This is a genomic window from Azospirillum sp. A23 (genome assembly GCF_042938965.1).
In the GTDB taxonomy this organism is placed as follows: Bacteria; Pseudomonadota; Alphaproteobacteria; order Azospirillales; family Azospirillaceae; genus Azospirillum; species Azospirillum melinis.
Genome location: NZ_CP170666.1, coordinates 1,348,370 through 1,372,537, shown reverse-complemented (window position 1 = coordinate 1,372,537; position 24,168 = coordinate 1,348,370). Strand labels below are relative to the sequence as shown.

Here is a 24,168-nt window from a genome sequence, read left to right as displayed (position 1 = left end):
GGCGGCGACTGCCGGCGTCAATGCCGCACGGCGGCCTATGCCATCGGCGCTCCCCAATCAGCCGGCTCCCATCAGCCGGCGGACAGGGCCGTGCCGGCGGCAGCCGGCAACGGGGCAGACAGGGCGACGGGCTCGTTCGCGCCCTCGTCGGCCGCGGCGGCGGTGGAGGCCGTCAGCGCCGCAGCAGCGGCGGCCTTGGCCTGGGCGATCTGCTCCAGCCGGCTGCGGTAGCCGGCAACGGCCGACGACACTTCGTGCGTCATCGCCTCCAGCGCGCGGTCGGGATCGACGGCCTGCATCAGGGCGCGGGACAGCGCCTGCAACTGGTCGCGGTCGTCGGCGGCAACCGGACCGGTTTCGGCGGCGGCGCGCACCTTGTCGGCCAGCGTCTTGATCGCACGGGCGACCGCCTCGACGGGGGCATGGTCGCCATCGTCGCCCAGCCGGCGCAGCAGATCGTCCAGAAAACCGCCGATGCGGCCGACATGGTCGATGGACATGCGGTCCGGAGCCTGCCGCGCCAGGCCGACCAGGGCGAACTCCACCAGGAAGGCGACTTGGATGCTGGCGCGCAACCGCTTCTGGGTGGTGACGGTGGCGACCGCCTCGTTCAGCAGCATGCGGGCCCCGGACTGCGTCCATTGGCCGGTCGCCTTCAGCCTCAAAGTGTTGGGAGCGTCCAGAACCGGAACCTGCGCCCCTTCGCGCGGCGATTTGCGGCGGTCGGGCCCGATATAGTCGGCGGTGACGACGAAGCCCTTGCGCGCCTCGATCAGGCTGACGATGCGGTCGCGCACCTGCTTGGGCGACACCGGCTTCATCAGCAAATCGTCGCCGCCGGCATTGGTGACGCGGGTCAGCAGCGCCGGGGTCGGCGCCCAGGTGGTGACGATGACGCAGGCGAACGGGTTGGGCACCGTCGGTTCGTTGCGCAGGGCCCGGATGAAATGGAAGGCGTCGGAGTCCTCGCCGTCGGCATCGACCAGCACCAGATCGGGCATGACCGACCCCAGCAGGCCGGCGGCGGCCTTCACCGAATCGAACAGCTCGACCCGCCGGAAGCCCAGCCGGATCAGCACGTCGCGGAACACGCGCGCGGTGTTGAGCTGGCTGTCGATGATCGCGGCGTCGACCTGCGAGAAATCGTAATCCGGCATCGTCCTACCCGAAGCTCCGCTGCGGCTGTGACGGAAACGCGCCACACAGCGTAACACACGTTGTCTCCGCCCGTCGCGGTAGCATCTCCACCCGGGAGAGGGACAGTGGGCAAAGGATCGCAGGGCACCGCATGGCCTGTCTCCTGCCCATGTCTTTCGCCCATCTCTCCTGCCCGCCCCGTCACATCCCCGGCTGCTCCACCAGGGTGAAGACAAGGACCGTGCGCCCGTCGACCAACGCCGACCGACCGGCCAGATGGATGCGCTCGTCCCCTGCCCCGTCGTCGATGCGGGTGTCGAGCACGCAGCGCCAGCCCCGGCCGCCCGGCACGTCGGGCAGGGTCACGGTCAGGGTGTCGGCATGGGCGTTCAGCACGATCAGCAGGACGCCGTCGGACAGCGGCTGACCGTCCGGACCGACATGGGTGCCGGCGCGGCCGTTCAGCAGCAGGACGATGCAGCGTGCCTGGGTGTTGCGCCAATGCTCCGCCGTCTTCTCCACCCCTTGCGCGTTGTACCAGACGATGTCCTTCAGCCCGTTCTCCGCCACCTCCCGCCCATGCAGGAAGAGCGGCCGGCGCAGCACCGGATGGGCACGCCGGAGCGCGATCAGCCGGCGGACGAAGGACACCAGCGCCCCGTCGCGCCGGCTCCAGTCGAGCCAGGTGATGTCGTTATCCTGGCAATAGGCGTTGTTGTTGCCGTCCTGGCTGTGGTCCAGCTCGTCGCCGGCCAGCATCATCGGCGTGCCCTGCGACAGCATCAGCGTCGCCAGCATGTTGCGCTTCTGCCGCGCCCGCAGTCCGGTCACCGCGGGGTCGTCGGTCGGCCCCTCCACCCCATGGTTCCAGGAGCAGTTGGAGGAATGGCCGTCGCGGTTCTCCTCGCCGTTCGCCCAGTTGTGCTTGTCGTTGTAGGAGACGAGGTCGTGCAGGGTGAAGCCGTCATGGGCGGTGATGAAGTTCACGCTGGCCCAGGGGCGGCGCCCGCGCTTCTCGAACAGGTCGGAGGAGCCGGCGATGCGCCCGGCCAGTTCCGGCAGCATGCCGTCGTCGCCGCGCCAGTAGCGCCGCACGGTGTCACGGTAGCGGTCGTTCCATTCGGCCCAGCCCGGCGGGAAATTGCCGACCTGATAGCCGCCGGGACCGACGTCCCACGGCTCGGCGATCAGCTTGACGTCGGCCAGCACCGGGTCCTGGCGAACCGCGTCGAGGAATCCCGAACCCGGATCGTAGCCGTAGGGCTCCCGCGCCAGCACGGTGGCGAGGTCGAAGCGGAAGCCGTCGACATGCATCTCCGTCACCCAGTAGCGGAGGCTGTCCATCACCAGCTGGACCACGCGCGGGTGGCTGAAATCCAGCGTGTTCCCGGTGCCGGTGTCGTTGATGTAGTAGCGCGGGCTGTCCGGCATCAGCCGGTAATAGCTGAGATTGTCGATGCCCTTGAAGGACAGGGTCGGCCCCAGATGGTTGCCTTCCGCGGTGTGGTTGTAGACGACGTCGAGGATGACCTCGATCCCCGCCTCGTGCAGGCGGGCGACCATCGTCTTGAACTCCGACAGGACGCCGGTGTTCATGTAGCGCGGCTCCGGCGCGAAGAAGCCGATGGTGTTGTAGCCCCAGTAGTTGGTCATACCGCGGGTGACGAGATGCTGTTCGTCGGCGATGGCCTGGACCGGCAGGAACTCCACCGAGGTGATGCCGAGCGCCCGCAGATACTCGATGACATTCTGGGTCGACATGCCGGCGAAGGTGCCGCGCAGATGGGCGGGCACATCCGGATGGCGCATGGTGAAGCCGCGCAGATGGGTCTCATAGAGAACCGTGTCGGTCCAGGGCACCCGGCGGTGGCGGTCATGGCCCCAGGTGAAGGCGCCGTCCACCACCCGGCATTTCGGCATGCCGCGGGCATTGTCGCGCCGGTCGAACGATAAGTCCTCCTTCGTCGAGCCGACCCGGTAGCCGTAATGGGCGTCCGACCATTTGAAGCCGCCGAACAGTGCCCGGGCATAGGGGTCGATCAGCAGCTTGTTCGGGTTGAAGCGGTGCCCTTCCTCCGGCTCGTACGGTCCGTGGACGCGATAGCCGTAGAGCAGGCCGGGCCGGGCGTCGGGCAGGTAGCCGTGCCAGACCTCGTCGGTGTGTTCCGGCAGGGTGACCCGCTCCACCTCGCGCTGGCCGGTCTTGTCGAACAGGCAAAGCTCCACCCGCTCGGCATGGGCGGAGAAGATCGCGAAATTGACGCCGAACCCGTCCCAGGTGGCGCCGAGCGGATTGGGCTTGCCGGGCCAGACCGGGGTGCGGGCGGGGGTGGAGGGCATCAGCGGGCGGCCTGTGTGGTGGAGGTCGTGGAGGTGATCGGCAGGACCAGCGATGCGGCGGGGCGCCGGGTCGCTGGCCGGCGGATGGAACGTTTGGAACAGGATGAAACGGTTTTCGGGGCCTGTTCCATTGTTCCACACCCTCGGCAGCACCGCACCTTGCGGTTTTCCCGCCGGGTCCGCATCGCGTCATCAAGGGAGGGAACGGGGTTCCTGTCGACCATCAGCCAGCGCACGCCTCACCGGTTCCCCGAAAAGACACAAGGGATCCAATAAGAAAGCCTCCCCCCGGCGGCGTCAAGGGAGGTTGGCAACAATGGGCGGGTGGTCGCATTTGGCGATGATCGCCCTCTACCGTCTTGGAAGAGGGTGTGAAATGCGCCGCACCGGTCAGGTCGGGAACGCACCGAACGGGGTCATGACAGTGCAGCACCCCGTGCAAGTCGGGGCCGTGCCTTCGGCACCCCCTCATCCTGACCTTCTCCCCAGGGGGGAGAAGGAATGGGTGTCGGGTTGGAAGAGTGGCTGCGGGTTGGGCGGAAGGGTCTACTCCGCCTTCCGCTCCAAAATCAGCGTCGACAGCGGCGGGATGGTCAGGTCCAGCGAGTGGGTGCGGCCATGCCAGGGCATCTCCTCGGCATAGACGCCGCCGCCGGGGTTGCCGACGCCGCTGCCGCCGTATATCGCGGCGTCGGTGTTCATCCGCTCGACATAGCGGCCGGGAAGCGGCACGCCGACGCGGTAGCCCTGGCGCGGCACCGGCGTGAAGTTGCACACCGCGATCACGATGTGGCCGGACTCGTCGGCCTTGCGCAGGAAGGTGAAGACCGAGTTCTCGTTGTCGTTCGATTCGATCCACTCGAAACCGGACGGGTCGCAGTCGGTCTTGTGCAGCGGCTCCAGCTCGCGGTAGAGGCCGTTCAGGTCGCGCACGAGGTCGCGCATGCCGCGGTGCATCGGCTGGTCCAGCAGGTGCCAGTCCAGGCTCCGCGCCTCGCTCCACTCCTGCCACTGGGCGAACTCACCGCCCATGAACAGCAGCTTCTTGCCGGGATGGGCGAACATGAAACCGTAATAGGCGCGCAGGTTGGCGAACTTCTGCCAGTCGTCGCCCGGCATCTTGTTGATCAGCGACCCCTTGCCGTGCACCACCTCGTCATGGCTGAGCGGCAGCACGAAGTTTTCGGAGAACTGGTAGATCAGCCCGAAGGTCATCTGGTGGTGATGGTAGCGGCGGTGGATCGGGTCGCTCTGCATGTAGTGCAGCGTGTCGTGCATCCACCCCATGTTCCATTTATAGCCGAAGCCGAGACCGCCGAGATATGTCGGCTTCGACACCATCGGCCAGGAGGTGGATTCCTCCGCCACCGTCATGGCGCCCGGCTGCTGGCCGTAGACCAGCTCGTTCATCCGCTTCAGGAAGGCGATGGATTCGAGGTTCTCGCGCCCGCCGAACTTGTTGGGGACCCACTCCCCCTCCTTGCGGCTGTAGTCGAGATAGAGCATGGAGGCGACGGCATCGACGCGCAGCCCGTCCAGCTTGTACTGGTCGAGCCAGAACAGCGCGTTGCCCAGCAGGAAGTTCTGCACCTCCGTCCGGCCGAAATTGTAGATCAGGGTGTTCCAGTCCTGGTGGAAGCCCTGTCGTGGGTCGGCATGCTCGTAGAGGTGCGTGCCGTCGAAATCGCCCAGCCCGTGCGGATCGGTCGGGAAATGGCCCGGCACCCAGTCGAGCAGCACGCCGAGGCCGGCGCGGTGGCAGGCGTTGACGAAGTCCTTGAAATCCTCCGGCGAGCCGTGGCGGGCGGTCGGCGCATAGAGGCCGATGGGCTGGTAGCCCCAGGACCCGTCGAACGGATGCTCGGTGATCGGCAGAAGCTCGATGTGGGTGAAGCCCATGTCCTTGGCGTAGGGGATCAGCCGCTCCGCCAGCTCCTGATAGGTCAGGAAGCGGTTGTCCTCCTCCGGCACCCGCGCCCAGGATCCGAGATGGACCTCGTAGATCGAGATCGGCGCGGTGCGGTCGGAGGCGGCCAGCTTGCGGCTCTGCCAGTCCTGATCGCGCCAGTCGTAGGACGACAGGCCGTGGACGACCGAGGCGGTCGCCGGGCGCATCTCCGCCTGGAAGGCGTAGGGATCGGCCTTGGCCGGCATCAGGTTGCCGCCTGGGCCCCGGATCTCGAACTTGTAGCGCTGGCCGGCATGGGCACCGGGGACAAAGATCTCCCAGACGCCGACCTCGACCCGCCGGCGCATCGGCATCCGGCGGCCGTCCCAGTTGTTGAAATCGCCGATGACGCTGACGCTGCGGGCGCTCGGCGCCCAGACGGCGAAAGCCACGCCGGCCACGCCATCGACCTCGCGCGGGTGGGCTCCCAGCTTCTCGTAATTGCGCAGATGGGTGCCTTCGGCCAGCAGATGGACGTCCAGCTCGCCCAGCATGTTGCCGAAGCGATAGACGTCCTCGAACTCCTGGGTCGCCAGCGGGTATTGGGCGCGCAGGCGGTAGCGGAAACGCTCGGTCCGGTCGGGCATCACGGCGAGATAGAAGCCATCCTGGTGGATGCGCTCGGCCTCGCCGGCCGGTTCGCCGGTGGCGCTGTCGATCACCCACAGCTTTTCCGCGCCGGGCACGAAGGCGCGGACCTCCACCGGGCGGCCGGGGGCTTCCTGCTGCATGCCCAGCACGGCGAAGGGATCGCCATGGTCAGCCCGCACAATGGCGTCCGCCGCCGCGCGCAGGGTCTCGGCCCGATGGTCGGCAGCGCGCTGTTCAGGGGTGCGGCTTTCAGAGACGCCGGTTTGCGCCTGGTCCTTGCGGGTGTCCGTCGTCATGTCGCTCGCCATTGGCCAAGTGCCCTTCTTCGTGGAGGCTCTGTCGTCTCGTGGACCATACCTGTCCCAACGCCGTCATCCCCGCGAGGGCGGGAATGACGGCCGACGCCGGAACGCCTTCTCCGGACGTGAACATACCCGCGGCGGTTTCGTCACACCATGCCCGCCGCGGATTTGTCCGGTTATTCCTTCGCGCCCGCCTCGCTGGCATCGTCGAGAAGGCCCAGCACGCCCTTCACCGGGATGCCGATCCAGCTCGGCCGGTTCGCCGCCTCGTAGCCGATCTCGTAGAAGGCTTTCTCCAGCAGGAACAGGGTGAGCATGCCGCGCGCGGTCTCTTCCGCCTCCGGCCAGGCCGAGCAGCCCTCGATGGCCGTGCGGTAGCCGTCGAGGAAGGACCGGGCGCTGCGGCGCTCCCAGTCGCGGGCGGCGGCCAGCGCCGGGCTGTCGCCGCTGTTGGCGCCCTCGCCGGCGCTGTCCAGCCGGAACAGCGCCGCCCAGGCCGCATAGTTAAAGGAGCGCAGCATGCCGGCCACGTCGCGCAGCGGGCTGGACTTGGCGCGGCGCTCCTCCAGCGTCTTGGCCGGCTCCCCTTCGAAGTCGAGGATGTACCAGTCGTTCTGTGCCCGCACCACCTGCCCCAGGTGATAGTCGCCGTGGATGCGGGTCTTGACGCCGCCGGCCGGCATCGACGCCAGCGCCGAAATGCGCTCCATCGCCTCGCCCCGGCGGGCCAGCAGCTGTTCGGCATCTGTCCGCACCTCGGCCGACAGGCGGTCGAGCGTCCCCGGCAGGGCGGCGAAGGCGGCATCGGCCTGGATGCGGACGGCATCGGCCCAGCGCGCCAGATCGTCGGCGCCAATCGGCTCCGGATCGAAGGCCGGATTGCCGGTGCTCTGCGCCAGCGCCCGGTGCAGTTCAGCGGTGCGCTGCCCCAGCGTGGTCATCATCACCAGATGCATGCCGAACGGCTCGCCCGATTCGGCGGCGTCCTCGGTGGTGCTGGCGACGCCCAGGCGGATGTCCTCCAGCTGGCGCTCCAGCTGCTCCACCGTGCTGGCCCAGCCGTCGCCCTGGTTGCGGACGAAGGCCTGGGCCACCGCCAGCGCGGTCGGCGTGCCGTCGGCGGCGACCTGCTCCACCGTGCCCAGCAGGGCCGGGGTGTTGGCGAAGCCGACCTCGGTCAGGAAGCGCCCCATCTCGACCTCGGGATGTTCGCCCTCCACCAGACGGCGCAGCACCTTCAGCACGATCTGGCTGTCGACCAGGACGGAGGTGTTGCTCTGCTCCACGCCCAGACGCCGCACCTCGGGCTCCGGCGACAGCTCGATGGCGGTCAGCGCCTCGGTCGCGGTGAAGCGGATGCCGCCCTCCCCGGCGGTGGCCTTCAGCGTGTCGCCGCGCCGCAGCGCCTCGATCAGCGCCAGGGCGAAACCATCGGCCTGCACGGCGTCGTAGATGGCGCCGGTCCGTGGTCCGCGCCGCACCTTGGCCAGCGTGTAGGGCAGCAGCGGCCAGCCGGTGCCGCCGGCCCCGTCCTCCCAGCTCATCGCCATCGGCAGGAAATAGCTCTGGTCGGCGGCATCGCCGTCCAGCCCCACGCTGCTGAGGCCGACCTGCGTCCGGACCAGCATGAAGCCCTCGCCCGGTCCCGGAAGCTGGGCGGCGAGCGTGACGTGCGAGCGGGTGATGCGGCGGTCCTTGGCGGAGAACCAGCGCTGCTGCGGCAGGAAGCCCTGGAGGACATCGCGGCCCAGCTCGTCCGCCGCCTTGCCGGTGGTCAGGCTGTGCCAGCCGTCGCGGACGACGACCGTCAGCAGGTCGGGCACCGGTTCCGGCGGCGTCTCGTGCCAGGTCGGCAGTTCGGCTTCGGCGGTCAGGGCGAACCAATAGAAGCCGTAGGCCGGCAGGGTCAGCAGATAGGGAAGGTCGCCGATGGGCGGGAAGACGGTGCGGCCCAGCAGTTCGACCGGGATGCGGCCCTTCCAGGCCTTCAGGTCGAGTTCCACCGCCTGGGCCGAGCGTGACAGATTGGCGACGCACAGCGCGATCTCCGAGCCGTTTTCCGTCTCCAGGGAGCGGATGTAGGCCAGGACCTTGCGGTTGCCGGGATAGAGCAGGGAGAAGCTGCCGCGGCCGAAGCTCTGGCGCTGCTTGCGCACCGCCACCAGCCGCTTCATCCAGTTCAGCAGCGAGGAGGGGTTGCGGGACTGGGCCTCGACATTGACGGCCATGAAGCCGTAGATCGGGTCGAGCACCGCCGGCAGGTAGAGCCGCGCCGGGTCGGCGCGCGAGAAGCCGCCGTTGCGGTCGATCGACCACTGCATCGGCGTGCGCACGCCGTCGCGGTCGCCGAGATAGATGTTGTCGCCCATGCCGATCTCGTCGCCGTAATAGAGCACCGGCGTGCCGGGCATCGACATCAGCAGGCTGTTCAGCAGCTCGATCTTGCGGCGGTCGTTCTCCAGCAGCGGGGCGAGGCGGCGGCGGATGCCGAGGTTGATCCGCATGCGCCGGTCGGCGGCGTAGAAGTTCCAGAGATAGTCGCGCTCGGTGTCGGTGACCATCTCCAGCGTCAGTTCATCGTGGTTGCGCAGGAAGATCGCCCACTGGCAGTCGGCCGGGATGTCCGGGGTCTGGCGCATGATGTCGGCGATGGGATGCCGGTCCTCCATCGCCACCGCCATGTAGATGCGCGGCATCAGCGGGAAGTGGAAGGACATGTGGCATTCGTCGCCGCCCTTCTCCGGATCGCCGAAATAGGGCAGCACGTCCTCCGGCCACTGGTTGGCCTCGGCCAGCAGCATGCGGTCGGGGTATTCGGCGTCGAGCGCGGCGCGGATCGCCTTCAGGACGTCGTGCGTCTCGGGCAGGTTCTCGTTGTTGGTGCCCTCGCGCTCCTTCAGGTAGGGAATGGCGTCGAGCCGCAGCCCGTCCACCCCCATGTCCAGCCAGAAGCGCATCACCTTCAGCACCTCCTCCAGAACCTCGGGATTGTCGAAGTTCAGGTCGGGCTGGTGCGAATAGAAGCGGTGCCAGTAATAGGCGTTGGCGACCGGATCCCAGGTCCAGTTGGACTTCTCCGTGTCGCAGAAGATGATCCGCGTGCCCTGGTACTTCTGGTCACTGTCGGACCAGACATAATAGTCGCGGTGGTTGGAGCCCGGAGGCGCCTCCCGCGCGCGCTGGAACCAGGGATGCTGGTCGGACGTGTGATTGATGACCAGCTCGGTGATCACCCGCAGGCCGCGCTTTCGGCACTCCTCCATGAAGCGCCGGAAGTCATCCAGGTTCCCGTAGGTCGGGTTGACCGAGGTGTAGTCAGCGATGTCATAGCCGTCGTCGCGCAGCGGCGATGGATAGAAGGGCAGAAGCCACACCGCCGTCACCCCCAGCTCCTGGATGTAGTCCAGCTTCTGGGTCAAGCCGGCGAAATCGCCGATGCCATCATTGTCGGCGTCGAAGAACGCCTTGATGTGCAGTTGATAGATGACGGCGTCCTTGTACCAGAGCCGGTCCTGCCGATCGATCATGAGTCCAGCACTTTCGAGAAGCGATTGACGGAACACGTGTCGCGGGAACACGGGACGGAAACAAGCCAGAGGGTCGAAGGTTTCACCCGGATGGCCGTCCGGCAACCCTGACTTCCGGATAGTCGGGTCGGCGGAAACCCAGGCGTACAACCTTCAGCGAGGGTGCCGGGGGGGGCCGTTCGAATGCGCGGCAATCCGGAGTGGACATAGAGTGACACCGAAGGATTATGTGGACAGCTTGGCCGTACGTACCGCTTTAGGCGTATGTCGTGCGAGGTATGTCATGCTGGGATCCTTCATCGTCGTGACCGGTGGCGACTCCCGCTACTGCCCGCTGATCCGCGAATTCATCGCCTCGTTGCGGGCATTGAAGCCGGCGGCGGAGTGCCCCATCGGCGTGATCGATGCCGGCCTCACCTCCGAACAGATCACGGAACTGAGGGCGCAGGGTGCCGCGGTGGTGACGCCGCCCTGGCCGGTCGGCATCCCGGCGCACAAGCTGCGCAACCGCATCCACCTGAAGGCCAATCTCGCCAAGCTGCACCTGCCGACCTACTTCCCCGGCTACGACACGGTGATCTGGATCGACGCCGACGCCTGGGTGCAGGATTGGGAGGCGGTGGAGATGCTGCGGCGGGGGGCGGCGCTGAACCGCTTCGCCATCGTCGCCCAGTTCGGCCGCTTTTCGGAAACGGAGCTGCGGCTGAACTGGCTGTTCGGCGGCTTCGCGCGGGTGCGGTCGATCCTGTACAAGAATTCTAGCCGCGCCGGCCTGGACACGGCGGAATGCCGGGCGCTGGCGACCCGCCCGACCCTGAATGCCGGCGCCTATGCGCTGAAGGCCGACGCCCCGCATTGGGAGGCGTTCCAGCGCTGGCAGAAGCGGGTGCTGCGCAAAGGCCGGCTGTTCACCTCCGACCAGCTGGCGATGGCCGGCGCCATCTATCTGGACGGGCTGCCGGTCGAGCTTCTGCCGGAATGGTGCAACTACATCGGCCCCTGGCGCTTCGACCCGGATCGGCGGGAACTGGTGGAGTATTTCCTGCCCAACCGCCGCCTGGGCATCGTCCATATGGCCGGCGAGGACGCCATGCGCGCCGACCCGGCGGTGCTGCGCCCGGTGCTGGACATGCAGGACCGCCCCCACCTGCTGAGCCTGCGCTACCCGGCCTGGGAAGTGCCGGCGGTGGAGCAGGTGGCGGAGGCGGTTTAGCCCTTCGGCCTATCGGCCGCCAGCCGCGCCAGATCGCGCACCGCGCGGTCGAGCGCCGCCGGGTCGTGGGCGGCGAAGCCCAGCAACAGCCCGTTGCCGCCAGTGGCATCGGCGGTGCGGTAATAACCGGACAGGCATGGCGTGGTCAGGCCGATGCGGGCGGCGCGCTCGGCCAGGGCATGGTCGGGACAGTCCGGCGGCAGGCGGAGCAGGACATGCATGCCGGCCTCGCCCGCCTCGGCCGTGGCGAGACCGGCGAAGGCATCCTCGGCCGACGACAGGATGGCGGCGCGCTTGACGGCATAGAGCGAGCGCATGGCCCGCAGGTGCGAGGCGAAATGGCCGTCGGCCAGGAAGCGGTACAGAGCCGCCTGCGGCACCACGCTGGTCCCGCCGTCGAAATGGCGGCGCGCGGCGCGCACCGGCTCCACCAGATCGGGCGGCACCACGACATAGCCGAGCCGCAGCGCCGGGAACATCACCTTGCTGAAGCTGCCGACATAGATGACACGGCCCGCACCGTCCAGCCCCTGGAGCGCGGCCAGCGGCGGGCCGGCATAGCGGAACTCGCTGTCGTAATCGTCCTCGACGATCCAGGCGTCGCGCGCCGCCGCCCAATCCAGCAGGCGCAGGCGGCGGGCGAGGCTCATCGTCACGCCCAGGGGGAACTGGTGGGACGGGGTGACCAGCGCCAGCCGGGCGTCGGCCCCGCGGGCCATGCCGGCGGCGACGTCGATGCCCTCCCCGTCCACCGGCACCGGTACCAGCCGCGCCCCGGCCCCCAGCAGGGCGGCGCGGTTGCCGGGCCAGCCCGGCTCCTCCACCCAGGCCTCGTCGCCGGGGTCGAGCAGCAGCTGCGCCATCAGAGCCAATCCCTGCTGTGCGCCGGAGACGATGACGACCTGCTCCGGCTCGCAGCGCACGGCGCGGACCGCCCGCAGATAGGCGGCAATCTCCGCCCGCAAGGGGCCGTAGCCCAGCGGGTCCGGCTCCGTCGCCAGGGCCCGCCCGCCATGGCGCCAGCAGCGGCCGATCAATTGCGCCCACAGGGCGAAGGGAAAGGCCCCCAGGTCCGGCGTGCCGAGCGCGAAGGGCCGCCCCACCCGGTCGCGGGCGATGGACGGCGCCTCCGCCAGCGCCCGGCCGCGGGCGGACAGCCCGACACCCCGGCGCGCCTCGTCGCGGCCGGCGATGCCGCCGGGCGCCGCATCGGGCAGGGAGGCGGCGACGAAGGTGCCGGCACCGACCCGTCCGGTGACGTACCCCTCCGCCAGCAGCGTGTCGTAGGCGGTGACCACCGTATTGCGCGACAGCGCCCATTCGGTGGCGAGCGCCCGGCTGGGCGGCAGGCGCTCGCCCGGACGCAGGCGGCCGTCCAGCACCGCCTGACGCAGGGCGCGGTAGAGCTGGCGGTGGAGCGGCTCCGCGCCGTCCCGGTCGAGCGCCACCGGCCCCAGGCTGGACAGAACCGGACGTGCCGAACGGGCCATGGCGATCCTCGCGAGGGTCAAGCAAAGCGGTCGGTGAAATTGGTCCCTATGGAATCGACATTCCGGACCTTTTGAAGGGGCCATTCTGCCGGCCATTCTGGATCACCGCAACAGTCCGGCCCTGAGCACGACAATGACCAGCCTTTCTGCCGATTCCGCCCTCGGCGATTCCGCCGCCTCCGTTTCCTCCGCTGCCTTGGCACAGACCCCGCGCACCCGTCCGGTGCGGCTGGGCGACCGCGGCAGCCATGACGTCGCCCAGATCCACGCCATCATCGACGAGGCACCGATCTGCCACGTCGGCTTCGTCGACGATGCGATCAAGGGCCATGGCTCCCCCTCCCCGATGGTGATCCCGACGGTCCCCTGGCGGGTGGGCGATGAGCTGATGATCCATGGCGCATCGTCCAGCCGGATGATCCGCCGGTTGCAGGAGGGGGGTGAGGCCTGCATCACGCTGTCGCTGATCGATGGCTGGGTGCTGGCACGCTCGGCCTTCCATCACTCCGTCAACTACCGCTCGGTCATGCTGTTCGGCCGGCCGCGGCTGGTGTCGGAGGAGACGGAGAAGCGCGCCGCCCTCGATGCGCTGATGGAGAAGATCGAGCCGGGCCGCAGCGCCAAGGTGCGGGCGCCCAACGTGCAGGAACTGAAGGCCACGTCGGTTCTGGCCTTCCCGATTGCCGAGGCGTCGGCCAAGCGGCGCTCCGGTCCGCCCGCCGACGATCCGGAGGATATGGCCCACCCGGTGTGGGCCGGCGTGGTGCCCCTGCGGCTGACCGCCGGCGAACCGGAACAGGACCCGGCCCAGACCGCGGGGTGAGGCGCGGACGACGCTGACAGTTGGAAAAGAAAAAGGCCGCGACCGGGAAGCCCGGCGCGGCCTTTTTCCTGCGGTTTCTCCCGCAGGCGGGAAGGCCGTTCCGAAACCCCCGGAGCGGCCCCCTGCCAACCGTCCTTAGGACGACGGAGCGTTCAGCAGGCGCGGCAGGATCTGCGCACGACGGTTGGACGGCTCGCGGACGTTCGGACCGGTCTGGACCAGCAGCTGGCTCTCGCCCTTGCCTTCGGTCGTGATGTTGGCAGCCTGGACGCCCTTGGCGACCAGGGCCTTCTTGACCGCGTCGGCGCGACGCAGCGACAGCTTCTGGTTGTAGGCCGGCGAACCCGAGGTGTCGGTGTGGCCGACGACGTGGATCTTGGCGCCACCGTTCTTCAGGATGGCCGACACCGCGTCACCGATCACGCGATCGGCGGCCGGGGTGATGTTCGACTTATCCCAGTCGAAGAACACCAGATATTCGCTCTGGACCGCGGCAACGGCGGCCGGAGCCGGAGCGGCAGCGGCCGGCGGGCACGGATAGCTGCCCTGATGGATGACGTAACCGCCGTCAGCGGTGCGGGCGGCGACGCCTTCCGACACCTGACCGGTCCAGCCGATGACCGGGTTGCACCACTGGGTGCCCTTGCCGACCAGGCTCGCGTCCTGGGCATTGGCGGCCGCCGACAGACCGAAAGCGACGATGGCGGCCGGGATGGCAGCCAGACCCGCGCGAACAATAGTCTTCATTGTCTTCACTCCCTTCCAGAACCCTTCCCCATCAGAGTGCCTGCGGGGGATGAACGTATCAATCGAAGCAACGGCCCACGTGCAAGCGCGGCAGCGACCTTCCCAACATGTGGTGTGCGGCGATGTTCCGACACCTCAGCCGTTCGGCCGAACCGTACCTGTACCTTGACCTATGCTCCACTTCCATAGCAGCTTTTCCGGTATGATTCTGCCAAATCCGTATAACGGTGGCTGAGCACAGGAAAAACCGCGAGATCCTTTTCCGTAAGCTCGCGAACCGGTCTAGCAGGGCTGCCGGCCCACAAAAATCCGGACGTAACCCGCTTTCCGGGCGTCACCAGAGCACCGGCCGCGACCATCGCCCGCGACTCGACATAGGCCCCATCCAGGATGCAGGCCTTCATGCCGATGAAGCAGCCGTCTTCCAGCGTGCAGGCGTGCAGCAACGCCATGTGGCCGACGGTGATGTCGTCGCCGATGTAGGTGCCCTGCCCTTCGGAGGCCACGTGGATCACGGTGCCGTCCTGAATGTTGGTGCGAGCGCCGATTCGGATCTCGTTGACGTCTCCACGCACGGTGCAGCCGTACCAGATGCTGCTGTTCGCCCCGATCACGACATCGCCGATCACCGCCGCCGTTTCCGCGATGAACGCGGTCGGGTCGACGGTGGGCAGGATGCCGTTGAAGGCGCGGACAAGGCCAGTCATCAGGTCGTACCGAAGTCGTGCATGACGGGCCGGATTGAAGCACCGTAAGGCTTAAGGCACCACCTGATTTCGCATTGACAGGCCAAAGCAAATCCCGATTGGTGCCTCTGTGCAACAGTGCGGACAGGGGGCCACAACGCTGTCACAGCCCCCCACCTATCCTTTCGCGGTAGCCGATTACGGGAAAAGCGGCGCCTGATCGATGCCGGTCGTCTCGCCCAGCCCCATCATGACGTTCATGTTCTGGATCGCCTGACCCGACGCGCCCTTCACCAGATTGTCGATCACCGACACGATGATGGCACTGCGCGGGGCGCGGTCGGCGACCACGCCGATCAGATTGTGGTTGGAGGCACGGACATGACGCGTCGCCGGCACCACGCCGGCCGGGGTCACGCCGACGAAGGGCTCGTCGGCATAGCGGGCGGCCAGCGTCGCCCGCAGGTCGTCGGCGGTGACGCCGTCGGCCATGCGGACATAGATGGTCGCCATCATGCCGCGGTTCATCGGCACCAGATGCGGGGTGAAGGAGACGGTGACCGGACGGCCGGCGGCCAGCCGCAGCTCCTGCTCGATCTCCGGCATGTGGCGGTGATGGCCGACGCCATAGGCGTTGAAGCCTTCCGACACCTCGGTGAACAGGTTGGCCTGCTTGGCGTCGCGGCCGGCGCCCGACACGCCGGACTTGGCGTCGATGACGATCCCGCCCGGCTCGATCTGGTTCTCCAGCAGAAGCGGCAGCAGCGGCAACAGCGAGCAGGTCGGGTAGCAGCCCGGGTTCGCCACCACCCGCGCCTTGCGCACGCCCTGACGGTTGAACTCGGTCAGACCGTAGGCGACCTCCTTCTGAAGGTCGACGGCGCGGTGCTCATGCCCGTACCAAGTGGCGTATTCGACCGGGTCGGTCAGGCGGAAATCGGCGGACAGATCAACCACCTTCAGCCCGCTCGGCAGGCCTGCGACCACCTCCTGCGTCGTGCCGTGCGGCAGGGCGCAGAAGATGAAGTCGAGGTTGTCCCACTTCAGCTCTTCGATCTTCACCAGATCGGGCAGGCCATAGCCGCCCAGATGCGGGAACACCTCCGCCATCGGCTTTCCGGCCTGTCGTTCGGCGGTCAGCGCGGCGATCTCCACATTCGGGTGGCGCAGCAGCATGCGCACCAGTTCGGCGCCGGTGTAACCGGAAGCGCCCAGGATGCCGACGCGGATTTTCGAACCGCCGGGGGTGCTTATCGAGGCCATGGAGGCAATGTCCTTCGCTGAAGACGATCTGAAGACGGGTGAAACCTGTATCCGGAATAAGCGAAAGCGCGATGACAGCGCAAAAAGAAAGGGGCGCCCCTTTCGGGACGCCCCTCGCTTGTACCGTAAAGGCGCGGGCCCGTGTAGGGATTAGCGCTTCGAGAACTGGAAGCTGCGGCGAGCCTTGGCGCGGCCGTACTTCTTACGCTCGACCGTACGGGCGTCGCGGGTCAGGAAGCCGGCGGCCTTCAACGGCGGGCGCAGGGCCGGCTCGAAGTAGGTCAGCGCCTTGGAGATGCCGTGACGGACGGCACCGGCCTGGCCCGACAGACCGCCGCCGGCGACGGTGGCGACGACGTCGAACTGCTCCGAACGCTCGGTCACGCCGAACGGCTGGGCGATCATCATGCGCAGCACCGGACGGGCGAAGTAGACCGACTGGTCGCGGCCGTTCACGGTGACCTTGCCGGAGCCCGGCTTGATCCACACGCGGGCGACGGCGTCCTTGCGCTTGCCGGTGGCATAGGCGCGGCCCTGGGCGTCCAGCTTCGGAGCGGCGAGCTCCTCGGAGACGGTCGCGGTGGCGGCGGCGCCCGTCAGTTCCTTAAGGCCGGAGAGGGTGGTGGTGACCTGGGCCATGCTTACGCGCTCCGCTTATTCTTCGGGTTCAGGGCGCCGATGTCGATGGCGACCGGCTGCTGCGCATCGTGCGGATGCGTGGCACCCTTGTAGACCTTGAGGTGGGTCATCTGCTGGCGGCCGAGCGGACCGCGCGGAACCATGCGCTCCACGGCCTTCTCGATCACACGCTCCGGATACTTGCCGTCCAGGATCTGGCCCTTGGAACGGCCCTTGATCCCGCCCGGATAGCCGGTGTGCCAGTAGAAGATGTCGGCGTCGCGCTTGTTGCCGGTCAGCTTCACCTTCTCAGCATTGATCACGACGATGTGGTCGCCGCAATCCATGTGGGGGGTGTAGGTCGGCTTGTTCTTGCCACGCAGGATGTTCGCCAGGATGCTGGCAAGCCGGCCGAGAACGAGGCCGTCGGCGTCGACGACGTACCACTTCTTCTCGATCTCGGTCGGCTTCAGATTGAAGGTCTTCATCGCCACACTCGTTTCTTCGAATACGGATCGGCTGGCCGCCGATACCGGGGCGCCGAAGCGGACGGTTTTCTACGGGCCGAAGCACACCTCTGTCAACGGAAAAATTATCATTTAATTTCAATGACTTATGAGAGCGGTAATTAGATACCTCTTTCTCAAACCCATTGATTCAAAAGGACTTTTTATGGCGCTTCATTCATGCGGTAATTGGATACCGCAACGGAGACGGGGTCGTGCGGCGGGATCGAGTAGGTTCCCGTCACGTGGGCGACCGGTTCCGGATCGCCCTCGGAGAACAACAGGATCTCGCCATAGGCCAGCCGCTTGCCGAGTTTCAGCACACGCGCTTCCGCAATGATGGCGACGGGTGGCGGGCGGCGCAGGAAGTTGATGGTCATGCTGGTGGTCACCGCCAGCTCGACCCGGCCGATCAGACTCAGCACCGCGCCATAGAGCGCCACGTCGGCCAGCCCGAACATCGCCGGGCCGGTGACGGTGCCGCCGGGGCGGACGAAATCGTCCTTGTAGGGCAGGCGCAGGCGGATCGTGCCGGCGCCCAGGCTTTCGACGACGACGCCGAAGTTCCCGACCAGGGGAACCCCCTCGCGGATCAGATCCTCCAGTTCCTCCTTCGTCATGGCGGGAACGGGAGCGGCGGCGGAACGGTCGGCGGCGGACATGGGGCCTCGGTCGGTGAACTTGGCTGGGTCACCGGACTGTGCGCCATCCCGTCCATTCGGACAAGTATGGTGCTACTCGGCCGGCTTGGTCTCTGCCGGTGTCGAGGACGAAGCGGGGGCTGCCGGCGCGGGTTCCGCCGCAGTGGCAGCGGCGGGGGTGGGGCTGGCGGGGGGATTGTCGGTGGGAGCGGTCAGGCGGATCGGTCCACCGCCGCTGGCGGGCTGCGCCGGACCGGTGGCGGACTGCTCGGCCGGAGCGGGGACAGCGGCGGGGGCCGGCTCGGCGGGCGGGGCGAGCGGCACCGCCTTGATGTCCGACTTCGGGGGCTCCGGGTGGACCGTCTCCGTTTTGGCTGGTTCGGCCTTCGCCGAATCGGTCTTCGCGGATTCGGGATCGGCGGGGGTGGAATAGTCGGGGACGATGCGGGCCTGGCTGCCGGTGATGACCAGCACCTTCTGGCCGATGGGCAGCGGCTGCGGCTCCTTCTGGGTCAGCGACAGCAGTTCGCCGTTCGATTTGCGGACGATGTATTCCCAGCCGTTGGTGTCGCCGGCGATGTGCTCCATCGCCGTGCCCAGCAGCCCGCCGATCGCCGTGCCGCCAACGGTGCCGAGCGCGGCGTTCATGCCGCCTGTCCCGACCTGCGCGCCCAGGATGCCGCCGGCCGCACCGCCGCTGACGGCGCCGACGGTGCCGTTGGCGCTGATCGCCACCTGGCGGAAGCCGACGACGATGCCCGGCTCGACCTTGTTGGCCTGCTGGACCGCGCTGGAGGCGTAGGTGTTGGGAGAATAGTCGGAGGTGCAGCCCGCAAGACCGCCGGCCGCGGCGATGAACAGGCAGAGAGAGACCGATCGAAGCACGGGCGAACCATCCGTTTTGAAACCCCGCCAAGTTTCTTACGGCAAAGTCCCCCGACTCGTCACCGGGCAAAATCCGGACGCGACGGGAATGCTGCATTGCAACAGAGCGATGGCCGGGAAAGAACTTGTCCTTCCCGGCCACCATGAATGCAGAAGACGGCTCAGCGACCGGCGTCAGCGGCCGGCGGTCTGATCGCTGGCCTTCAGCGACAGGTACTTCAGCGTCAGCGTCGGCACGTTCTCGATCACCCAGGAGGCCATCGCCTCCTCCTCGCGCAGCGAGGTCTGCAGCAGCGGCGTGGCGAAGGCGAAGTTGCCGGCCTCCGCCACCGTCAGCAGCGACCGGTAGCTCGCCACTTCGAAATTCTCGAAGGCGTAGTTGGCGAAGGAGTTCTTGAGGATCTCGTCCTCGGCGAAGCTGTGGCCGAGTGCGGCCAGATTGCCCATGATCGACAGGGCGGTGTCCTTCAGACCGGAATGGCTTTCCTGAAGCTGGTCCAGGATCTGATCGATGCGGGTGATCTGGCTTTCGGTCTCGCCACGGTGCATGCGCAGGTGGTCGGAGACTTCGGGATAATTCACCAGACGGTCAAGCTGGCGGTCCATCAGGGCCAGAGCCTGCTGTTCCACCGCATGGGCATTGCGCAGGCCGGTAACGAACAGCGCGCGCGTGAGGTCCGCGGGATGGGCAGCCATGTGTTTCTCCTGTGGCATCAACGCTCCGTTGAACGTCTGCCCGCACCAACAGCAGGAATCAGTCTTCGACGCTTACCGCTTCCGCCATAGCGCAATGGGGAAAGGCCGCCACCGTGGTGCTCCGGTACCGGCTGGAAGTGCCCCGACCGGGACACGGACGCGCGGTTGCCGGACGCGGTGCGCTGCGGGGAAATGGCGGCATGATCCGCACCGGCACACCACCAAGAGACATTCCCGCCATGACCGTCACCCTGCCCGGCTCCGTCGGTGCGGTCGTCGCCCTCATCCTGATGCTGACAGCCCTGGCCGCCTGGCGCCGGGGGGAGCCGGACGATCTGACCGGCTGGCGGGCCGAAAGGCTGGCGAGCTTCCACGTCTGGCAGGCGGGCAGCCCGGCGCGCGAGGTCTGGGACCATCCCGACGCCCCCATCCTGGTCACCATCCCCGCCGGCAGTTATCTCCGGGGCTCCCCGGCGACAGAGACGGAACGGTTTCCCGACGAGCCCTTGCCAACCCCGGCGTCGGTCCAACATCCCATCGCCGTCGGCAAATACCCGGTCACCCGCGGCGAATATGCCAGCTTCATCCAGGACAGCGGCTATCGGCCACGGACGGTCTGCCGCGGCTATGCCGGCGAGACGGAGCTGCTGCCGCGCTGGCATTTCTCCTGGCGCCGGCCGGGGTTCGCGCAGACGAACAACGACCCGGCGGTCTGCGTGAGCTGGTACGATGCCAAGGCCTATGTGGACTGGCTCAGCCGCCGGACCGGCAAGCGCTATCGCCTGCTGACGGAGACGGAGTGGGAATATGCGGCCCGCGTCGGCACCCGGACCGCGCGCTGGTGGGGTGACGATCCGGCCCGGGGATGCGATGCGGCGAACGTCGCCGACCTGTCGGCCAAGGACCGCTTCACCGACTGGGAGGTGGCGAACTGCCGCGACGGCGCCCTGTTCACGTCGCCGGTCGGCAGCTACCGCGCCAACGGCTTCGGCCTCTACGACATGCTGGGCAATGTCTGGCAGTGGGTGGAGGACTGCGCCGCGGACGGCCATTCGGGAGGGGCCTGTTCGCAGCGGACGATGCGCGGCGGGTCGTGGCACAGCAACCCGCGCTATGTCCGCTCCGCCGTGCGCCGGGTGGACGCGGCGGAGAGCGGCTATGCCGCCTACGGCATCCGCGTCGCCCGCGACCCCTGATGCCGGCTGGCGATCAGCTGTGCAGAACCTCCAGTGCCGACAGGCCCTGCACCACATGGTCGAGGAAGGCGCGCACCCGGCCGGGCATCAGTCTTGCGGTCGGCACCACGACATGGACCGGCAGCGGCTCCGGCTCGGTGTGCGGCATCAGGCGCACCAGCGTGCCGGCGGCGAGGTCATCGGCGGCTTGATAGGACAGAGGGCGGGCGATGCCGTGCCCGTCGCGGGCGGCGAGCAGCGCCGGCTCGATGTGGCTGACCGCCAGCTTCGGCATCACCCGCAGCACCCGCTCCCGCCCATCGATCAGAAAGCGCCAGTCCGGCGGACCGGGCCGGGCCGTCGTCAGGATGATGTCGTGGCCGGACAGATCCTCCGGCATCGACGGCGTGCCGCGCCGTGCCAGATAGCCGGGGCTGGCGACCAGAAAGCGCCCGACCTGCCCCACCCGCCGGGCGACGAGGCCGGAATCGGGCAGCGGGCCGATGCGGATCGCCACGTCCAGCTCCTCCTCGATCAGGTCGAGATTGCCGTCGGACAGCACCAGCTCGACGCGGATGTCCGGAAACTCCCGCATGAAGTCGAGGACCAGAGGCGTCACATGCTTGCGCCCGAACATCACCGGCGCGGTGACCCGCAGCCGCCCGCGCATCGGCCGGTCGGTTCCGGTGGCGGCCAGCGCCTCGTCATAATCGGCCAGCAGGCGGCGCGCCTGCTCGGCCAGCCGCCGGCCGGCATCGGTGGGAGCGAGGTTGCGGGTGGTGCGCTCGATCAGCCGCACACCCAGCCGCTCCTCCAGCCCCGACAGCGCGCGGGTGACGGCGGGCGCCGACCGCCGCAGCCGCTTGGCCGCACCGGCAAGGCTGCCAGTCTCCAGGATCGCCACGAAGATCGTCAGTTCGTCCAGCCGGTCCACAATTCTTCCAATTCCTGAAAGAGTCCCTTGTCATCAAAACCCATTCCTGCGAAGCAGCGCAAGTGGTTGGCTGTGGGCATCCGCGATCCACAGAGAAGGGGACTTGCCATGGGCACCAGCACCGATCCCGCCATCACGCTCTACGGCACGCCGCTGTCGGGGCATGCCCACCGGGTCGAAGCCTTCCTGAACATCCTCGGCCTGCCCTATCGCTATGTCGATGCGAATGCCGAGCTTCGCCGGTCGGATGCCTTCCTCGCCCTGAACCCCTTCGGACAGATCCCGGTGCTGGTCGACGGCGATCTCGTCCTGCCGGATTCGGTCGCCATTCTCGTCTATCTCGCCGACCGCTACGACGCTTCCGGCCTGTGGAACCCGAAGGCGCCGGACGAGGCAGCACAGGTACAGCGCTGGCTGTCGGTCGCCGCCGGAGACCTGCGCTTCGGGCCGGCACTGGCGCGCATCCTGACGCTGTGGGGCGGGGCCGGGACGCTGGCCAACGCGCAGAGGGTCGCGGAACGCCTGCTGCGCTTCATGGACAGCTATCTGGCGCACCGCGACTGGCTGGCGGCGGAGCGGCCGACCATCGCCGACATCGCCTGCTACGCCTATGTCGCCCGTGCCCCGGAAGGCCACATCCCGCTCGCCCCCTATCCGGCGGTGCGGCGCTGGCTGGAGCGGGTGGAGGCGATCCCGGCGCTGACCCCGATGCCGGAAAGCGCCATCCCCCAGCCGGCCTGAGACCGTTGGGCTGGGCCGCATGACGCGAGTGTGCCGATTACCATGACGCAAGCGTATTGGGATGTGGTGACGCAAGCGTCACTGGACCGTCGCCAAGCACCCGAATCTGTGCTTCGATGACAGTTCCATGACACTTGATGGATGGGTAAGTCGATGCGCAATTCCGCCTGTTCCGGGCGCTGGTCGCTGCTGTCCGGTGCGGTTGCCCTTTCCCTTCTCGCCGGCCCCGCCCTGGCGGCGGATCCGGCTCCCCAAGGCCCGGTGCCTCAAAGCGATCTGCTGAACGCCGAGCTGTGGATGCAGCGGTCGGTCGAATACAAGGCGAACTCGCTGGCGGTCTATGCGCTGGGCAGGATCCAGCTGGACAAGGCGCTGGCCGAAAAGAACTGGACCGCGGCGACCGAGCAGACCGGCAACTACCAGGATCTGCCGCCGGCGGTGGTGCTGGATCTGGACGAGACGGCGATGGACAACTCCGCCTATCAGGCCGGGCTGGTCACCACCAACGGCGAATTCTCGCCCAAGAGCTGGGATGCCTGGGTGAAGGCGGAGAAGGCGACGGCGGTGCCGGGCGCGGTCAAGTTCACCCAATACGCCGAATCGAAGGGCGTGAAGGTGTTCTACGTCACCAACCGCAACGCCGACCAGGAAGAGCCGACCCGCCGCAATGCGCAGGCGCTGGGCTTCCCGATGGGCGGCAACGTCGATACTTTCCTGATGTCGAAGGAAAAGCCGGACTGGGGGTCGGCGAAGGGGACGCGGCGCGCCTACATCGCCAAGGAGTACCGGATCGTTCTGCTGTTCGGCGACAATTTCGGCGACTTCAGCGATGCCTACAACGGCAGCGAGGCCGACCGTCTGAAGGCCTTCGAAGCGGCGAAGGAGCATTTCGGGCGCGACTGGCTGATGCTGGCCAATCCCGGTTACGGCTCGTTCGAGAGCGCGCCCTTCGGGCATAATTTCAAACTGTCGGCGGACGAGAAGCGGGCCAAAAAGATCGGCGCGCTGGAGCCCTGGGTGGCACCGGCCCAATAACGGCCTGCCCAATATCGGCCTGAAAGGACGGTGCGCCGGGCCTGGAGTGTTGACCTTCAGAAGATCAGGCGCACCGCTTCCACGATCAGCACCCACGGCGTACCGATCATGACGGTCCAGACCGCCAGACGCGGCAGACCGCCCATCTTGCGGACCTTCGGTTCGGCGGAGGGGGCGGCTTCGAACGAGGCGGCGTTGTAGATCGACATGACCTGCGGCTCCGTGAGCAAGATGGCGTTGAGGTCATCATGCGGTTCGGATCCTTAACGACCTTTAAAGAGCGCAGCCCACGAAGTCGGCGTTTGCGCATTACCTCGACCGGATAAGTATACTCCCGGCGAAGGCAGGGCCGTGGCGCCGGACGACAGTAACCACGGCCCCGCGATACCCCGAACGTTATGGCTTCGCCACGTGCCAGACGTTGTTCACGCCGTCGCCGGTGGTGTCGCCGGGCTTCGCATCCTTGGCCCAGCTGTAGAGCGGCTTGCCGTTGTAAGCCCATTGCCGGCTTCCGTCGTCGCGGGTGACGACGCTGTATTTGCCCATCGGCTTGGCGGAGGCGGGAGCCATCAGCGGCGGCCAGTTGGTCGCGCAAGGCCCGTTGCAGGCCGACTTGCCGGCACCGTCCTTGTCGAAGACATAGAGCGTCATGCCCTTCGCGTCGGTCAGGACGGGACCCATCGCGGTCTTGCCCGTCATGGCCGGTTCCTTATCCTGAGCGAAAGCCGGGGCGCCGGACAGGACGGCCCCCAGGCCGATGGCGGCAGCGGCGATACGGAGTGCGGACTTCATTGCGCGGTTCCTCCCGAAACAGGCCCGCGGGACGGCAGGCCCGATGGATCAAGGACGCAATGGGACCGCGGATATTCC

21 protein-coding genes are annotated in these 24,168 nt (G+C 67.7%); 5 read left to right on the top strand and 16 right to left on the bottom strand.

The genetic code is table 11. The features are described from left to right. Positions 1-71: 71 nt before the first annotated feature. The 4 genes from ABNQ40_RS15090 to treS all read right to left on the bottom strand — a co-directional run bounded on the left by ABNQ40_RS15090 (position 72) and on the right by treS (position 9,845). Positions 72-1,157 carry a two-component system response regulator gene (locus tag ABNQ40_RS15090; RefSeq protein ID WP_391347078.1) on the bottom strand — a complete coding sequence of 362 codons (1,086 nt, stop codon included), beginning with the start codon at positions 1,155-1,157 and terminating at the stop codon, positions 72-74. Positions 1,158-1,338: 181 nt separating this feature from the next. Beyond that, positions 1,339-3,477: a glycogen debranching protein GlgX gene (gene glgX / locus ABNQ40_RS15085; RefSeq protein ID WP_109490830.1), complete on the bottom strand. Its 2,139-nt coding sequence runs from the start codon at positions 3,475-3,477 to the stop codon at positions 1,339-1,341. 546 nt (positions 3,478-4,023) lie between these two features. After that, on the bottom strand, positions 4,024-6,312 hold the full coding sequence (gene glgB / locus ABNQ40_RS15080) for a 1,4-alpha-glucan branching protein GlgB (RefSeq protein ID WP_247879681.1): 2,289 nt from the start codon (positions 6,310-6,312) through the stop codon (positions 4,024-4,026). Positions 6,313-6,494: 182 nt separating this feature from the next. After that, a complete protein-coding gene (gene treS / locus ABNQ40_RS15075) occupies positions 6,495-9,845 on the bottom strand; it encodes a maltose alpha-D-glucosyltransferase (RefSeq protein ID WP_109048905.1) in 3,351 nt (1,116 codons plus the stop codon). 283 nt (positions 9,846-10,128) lie between these two features. Here treS and ABNQ40_RS15070 point away from each other — a divergent pair, with 283 nt between their 5' ends. Then, positions 10,129-11,058, top strand: coding sequence for a glycosyltransferase (locus ABNQ40_RS15070; RefSeq protein WP_109048904.1), 930 nt, complete (start codon positions 10,129-10,131; stop codon positions 11,056-11,058). On the opposite strand, the gene ABNQ40_RS15065 is transcribed toward ABNQ40_RS15070, so the two are convergent. Continuing rightward, entirely contained in the window at positions 11,055-12,548 is a 1,494-nt protein-coding gene (locus ABNQ40_RS15065) for a PLP-dependent aminotransferase family protein (RefSeq protein ID WP_109048903.1), read from the bottom strand. The two genes, ABNQ40_RS15070 and ABNQ40_RS15065, sit on opposite strands and share 4 nt — an antisense overlap. Before the next feature lie 133 nt (positions 12,549-12,681). Here ABNQ40_RS15065 and ABNQ40_RS15060 point away from each other — a divergent pair, with 133 nt between their 5' ends. Further along, entirely contained in the window at positions 12,682-13,371 is a 690-nt protein-coding gene (locus ABNQ40_RS15060; RefSeq protein WP_109048902.1) for a pyridoxamine 5'-phosphate oxidase family protein, read from the top strand. A 135-nt stretch (positions 13,372-13,506) separates the two neighbouring features. Here the strand turns inward: ABNQ40_RS15060 and ABNQ40_RS15055 are convergent, their stop codons facing one another. The 8 genes from ABNQ40_RS15055 to ABNQ40_RS15020 form a co-directional block, all read right to left on the bottom strand. Next, positions 13,507-14,118, bottom strand: coding sequence for an OmpA family protein (locus tag ABNQ40_RS15055; protein ID WP_109048901.1), 612 nt, complete (start codon positions 14,116-14,118; stop codon positions 13,507-13,509). 170 nt (positions 14,119-14,288) lie between these two features. Beyond that, the gene (locus ABNQ40_RS15050; RefSeq protein ID WP_098737137.1) at positions 14,289-14,825 is read right to left on the bottom strand and encodes a gamma carbonic anhydrase family protein; all 537 of its coding nucleotides are present in this window, start codon (positions 14,823-14,825) and stop codon (positions 14,289-14,291) included. Positions 14,826-15,002: 177 nt separating this feature from the next. Next, positions 15,003-16,067: an N-acetyl-gamma-glutamyl-phosphate reductase gene (argC, locus tag ABNQ40_RS15045; RefSeq protein ID WP_109048900.1), complete on the bottom strand. Its 1,065-nt coding sequence runs from the start codon at positions 16,065-16,067 to the stop codon at positions 15,003-15,005. A gap of 150 nt (positions 16,068-16,217) precedes the next feature. Beyond that, a complete protein-coding gene (rpsI, locus tag ABNQ40_RS15040; RefSeq protein ID WP_098737139.1) occupies positions 16,218-16,706 on the bottom strand; it encodes a 30S ribosomal protein S9 in 489 nt (162 codons plus the stop codon). 2 nt (positions 16,707-16,708) lie between these two features. Next, on the bottom strand, positions 16,709-17,173 hold the full coding sequence (gene rplM / locus ABNQ40_RS15035; RefSeq protein ID WP_098737140.1) for a 50S ribosomal protein L13: 465 nt from the start codon (positions 17,171-17,173) through the stop codon (positions 16,709-16,711). A 182-nt stretch (positions 17,174-17,355) separates the two neighbouring features. Beyond that, positions 17,356-17,853 (bottom strand): PaaI family thioesterase, encoded by a 498-nt coding sequence (locus ABNQ40_RS15030; protein ID WP_247879680.1) that lies wholly within the window; start codon positions 17,851-17,853, stop codon positions 17,356-17,358. Positions 17,854-17,925: 72 nt separating this feature from the next. Continuing rightward, positions 17,926-18,717: a hypothetical protein gene (locus ABNQ40_RS15025; RefSeq protein WP_109048899.1), complete on the bottom strand. Its 792-nt coding sequence runs from the start codon at positions 18,715-18,717 to the stop codon at positions 17,926-17,928. Positions 18,718-18,891: 174 nt separating this feature from the next. Continuing rightward, positions 18,892-19,413 (bottom strand): ferritin-like domain-containing protein, encoded by a 522-nt coding sequence (locus tag ABNQ40_RS15020; protein ID WP_109048898.1) that lies wholly within the window; start codon positions 19,411-19,413, stop codon positions 18,892-18,894. A gap of 200 nt (positions 19,414-19,613) precedes the next feature. On the opposite strand from ABNQ40_RS15020, the gene ABNQ40_RS15015 reads away from it, so the two are divergent. After that, entirely contained in the window at positions 19,614-20,609 is a 996-nt protein-coding gene (locus ABNQ40_RS15015; RefSeq protein WP_247879679.1) for a formylglycine-generating enzyme family protein, read from the top strand. Positions 20,610-20,622: 13 nt separating this feature from the next. Here the strand turns inward: ABNQ40_RS15015 and ABNQ40_RS15010 are convergent, their stop codons facing one another. Next, positions 20,623-21,522 (bottom strand): LysR family transcriptional regulator, encoded by a 900-nt coding sequence (locus tag ABNQ40_RS15010; RefSeq protein WP_109048896.1) that lies wholly within the window; start codon positions 21,520-21,522, stop codon positions 20,623-20,625. Positions 21,523-21,630: 108 nt separating this feature from the next. On the opposite strand from ABNQ40_RS15010, the gene ABNQ40_RS15005 reads away from it, so the two are divergent. After that, positions 21,631-22,263, top strand: a complete 633-nt coding sequence (locus ABNQ40_RS15005; protein ID WP_109048895.1) for a glutathione S-transferase family protein — start codon at positions 21,631-21,633, stop codon at positions 22,261-22,263. A 141-nt stretch (positions 22,264-22,404) separates the two neighbouring features. Continuing rightward, positions 22,405-23,298, top strand: a complete 894-nt coding sequence (locus tag ABNQ40_RS15000) for a 5'-nucleotidase, lipoprotein e(P4) family (protein WP_391347062.1) — start codon at positions 22,405-22,407, stop codon at positions 23,296-23,298. Between the two features lie 56 nt (positions 23,299-23,354). Here the strand turns inward: ABNQ40_RS15000 and ABNQ40_RS14995 are convergent, their stop codons facing one another. Continuing rightward, a complete protein-coding gene (locus tag ABNQ40_RS14995) occupies positions 23,355-23,507 on the bottom strand; it encodes a hypothetical protein (protein ID WP_199235274.1) in 153 nt (50 codons plus the stop codon). A gap of 187 nt (positions 23,508-23,694) precedes the next feature. Then, positions 23,695-24,090, bottom strand: coding sequence for a hypothetical protein (locus tag ABNQ40_RS14990; protein WP_109048893.1), 396 nt, complete (start codon positions 24,088-24,090; stop codon positions 23,695-23,697). Positions 24,091-24,168: the final 78 nt, after the last annotated feature.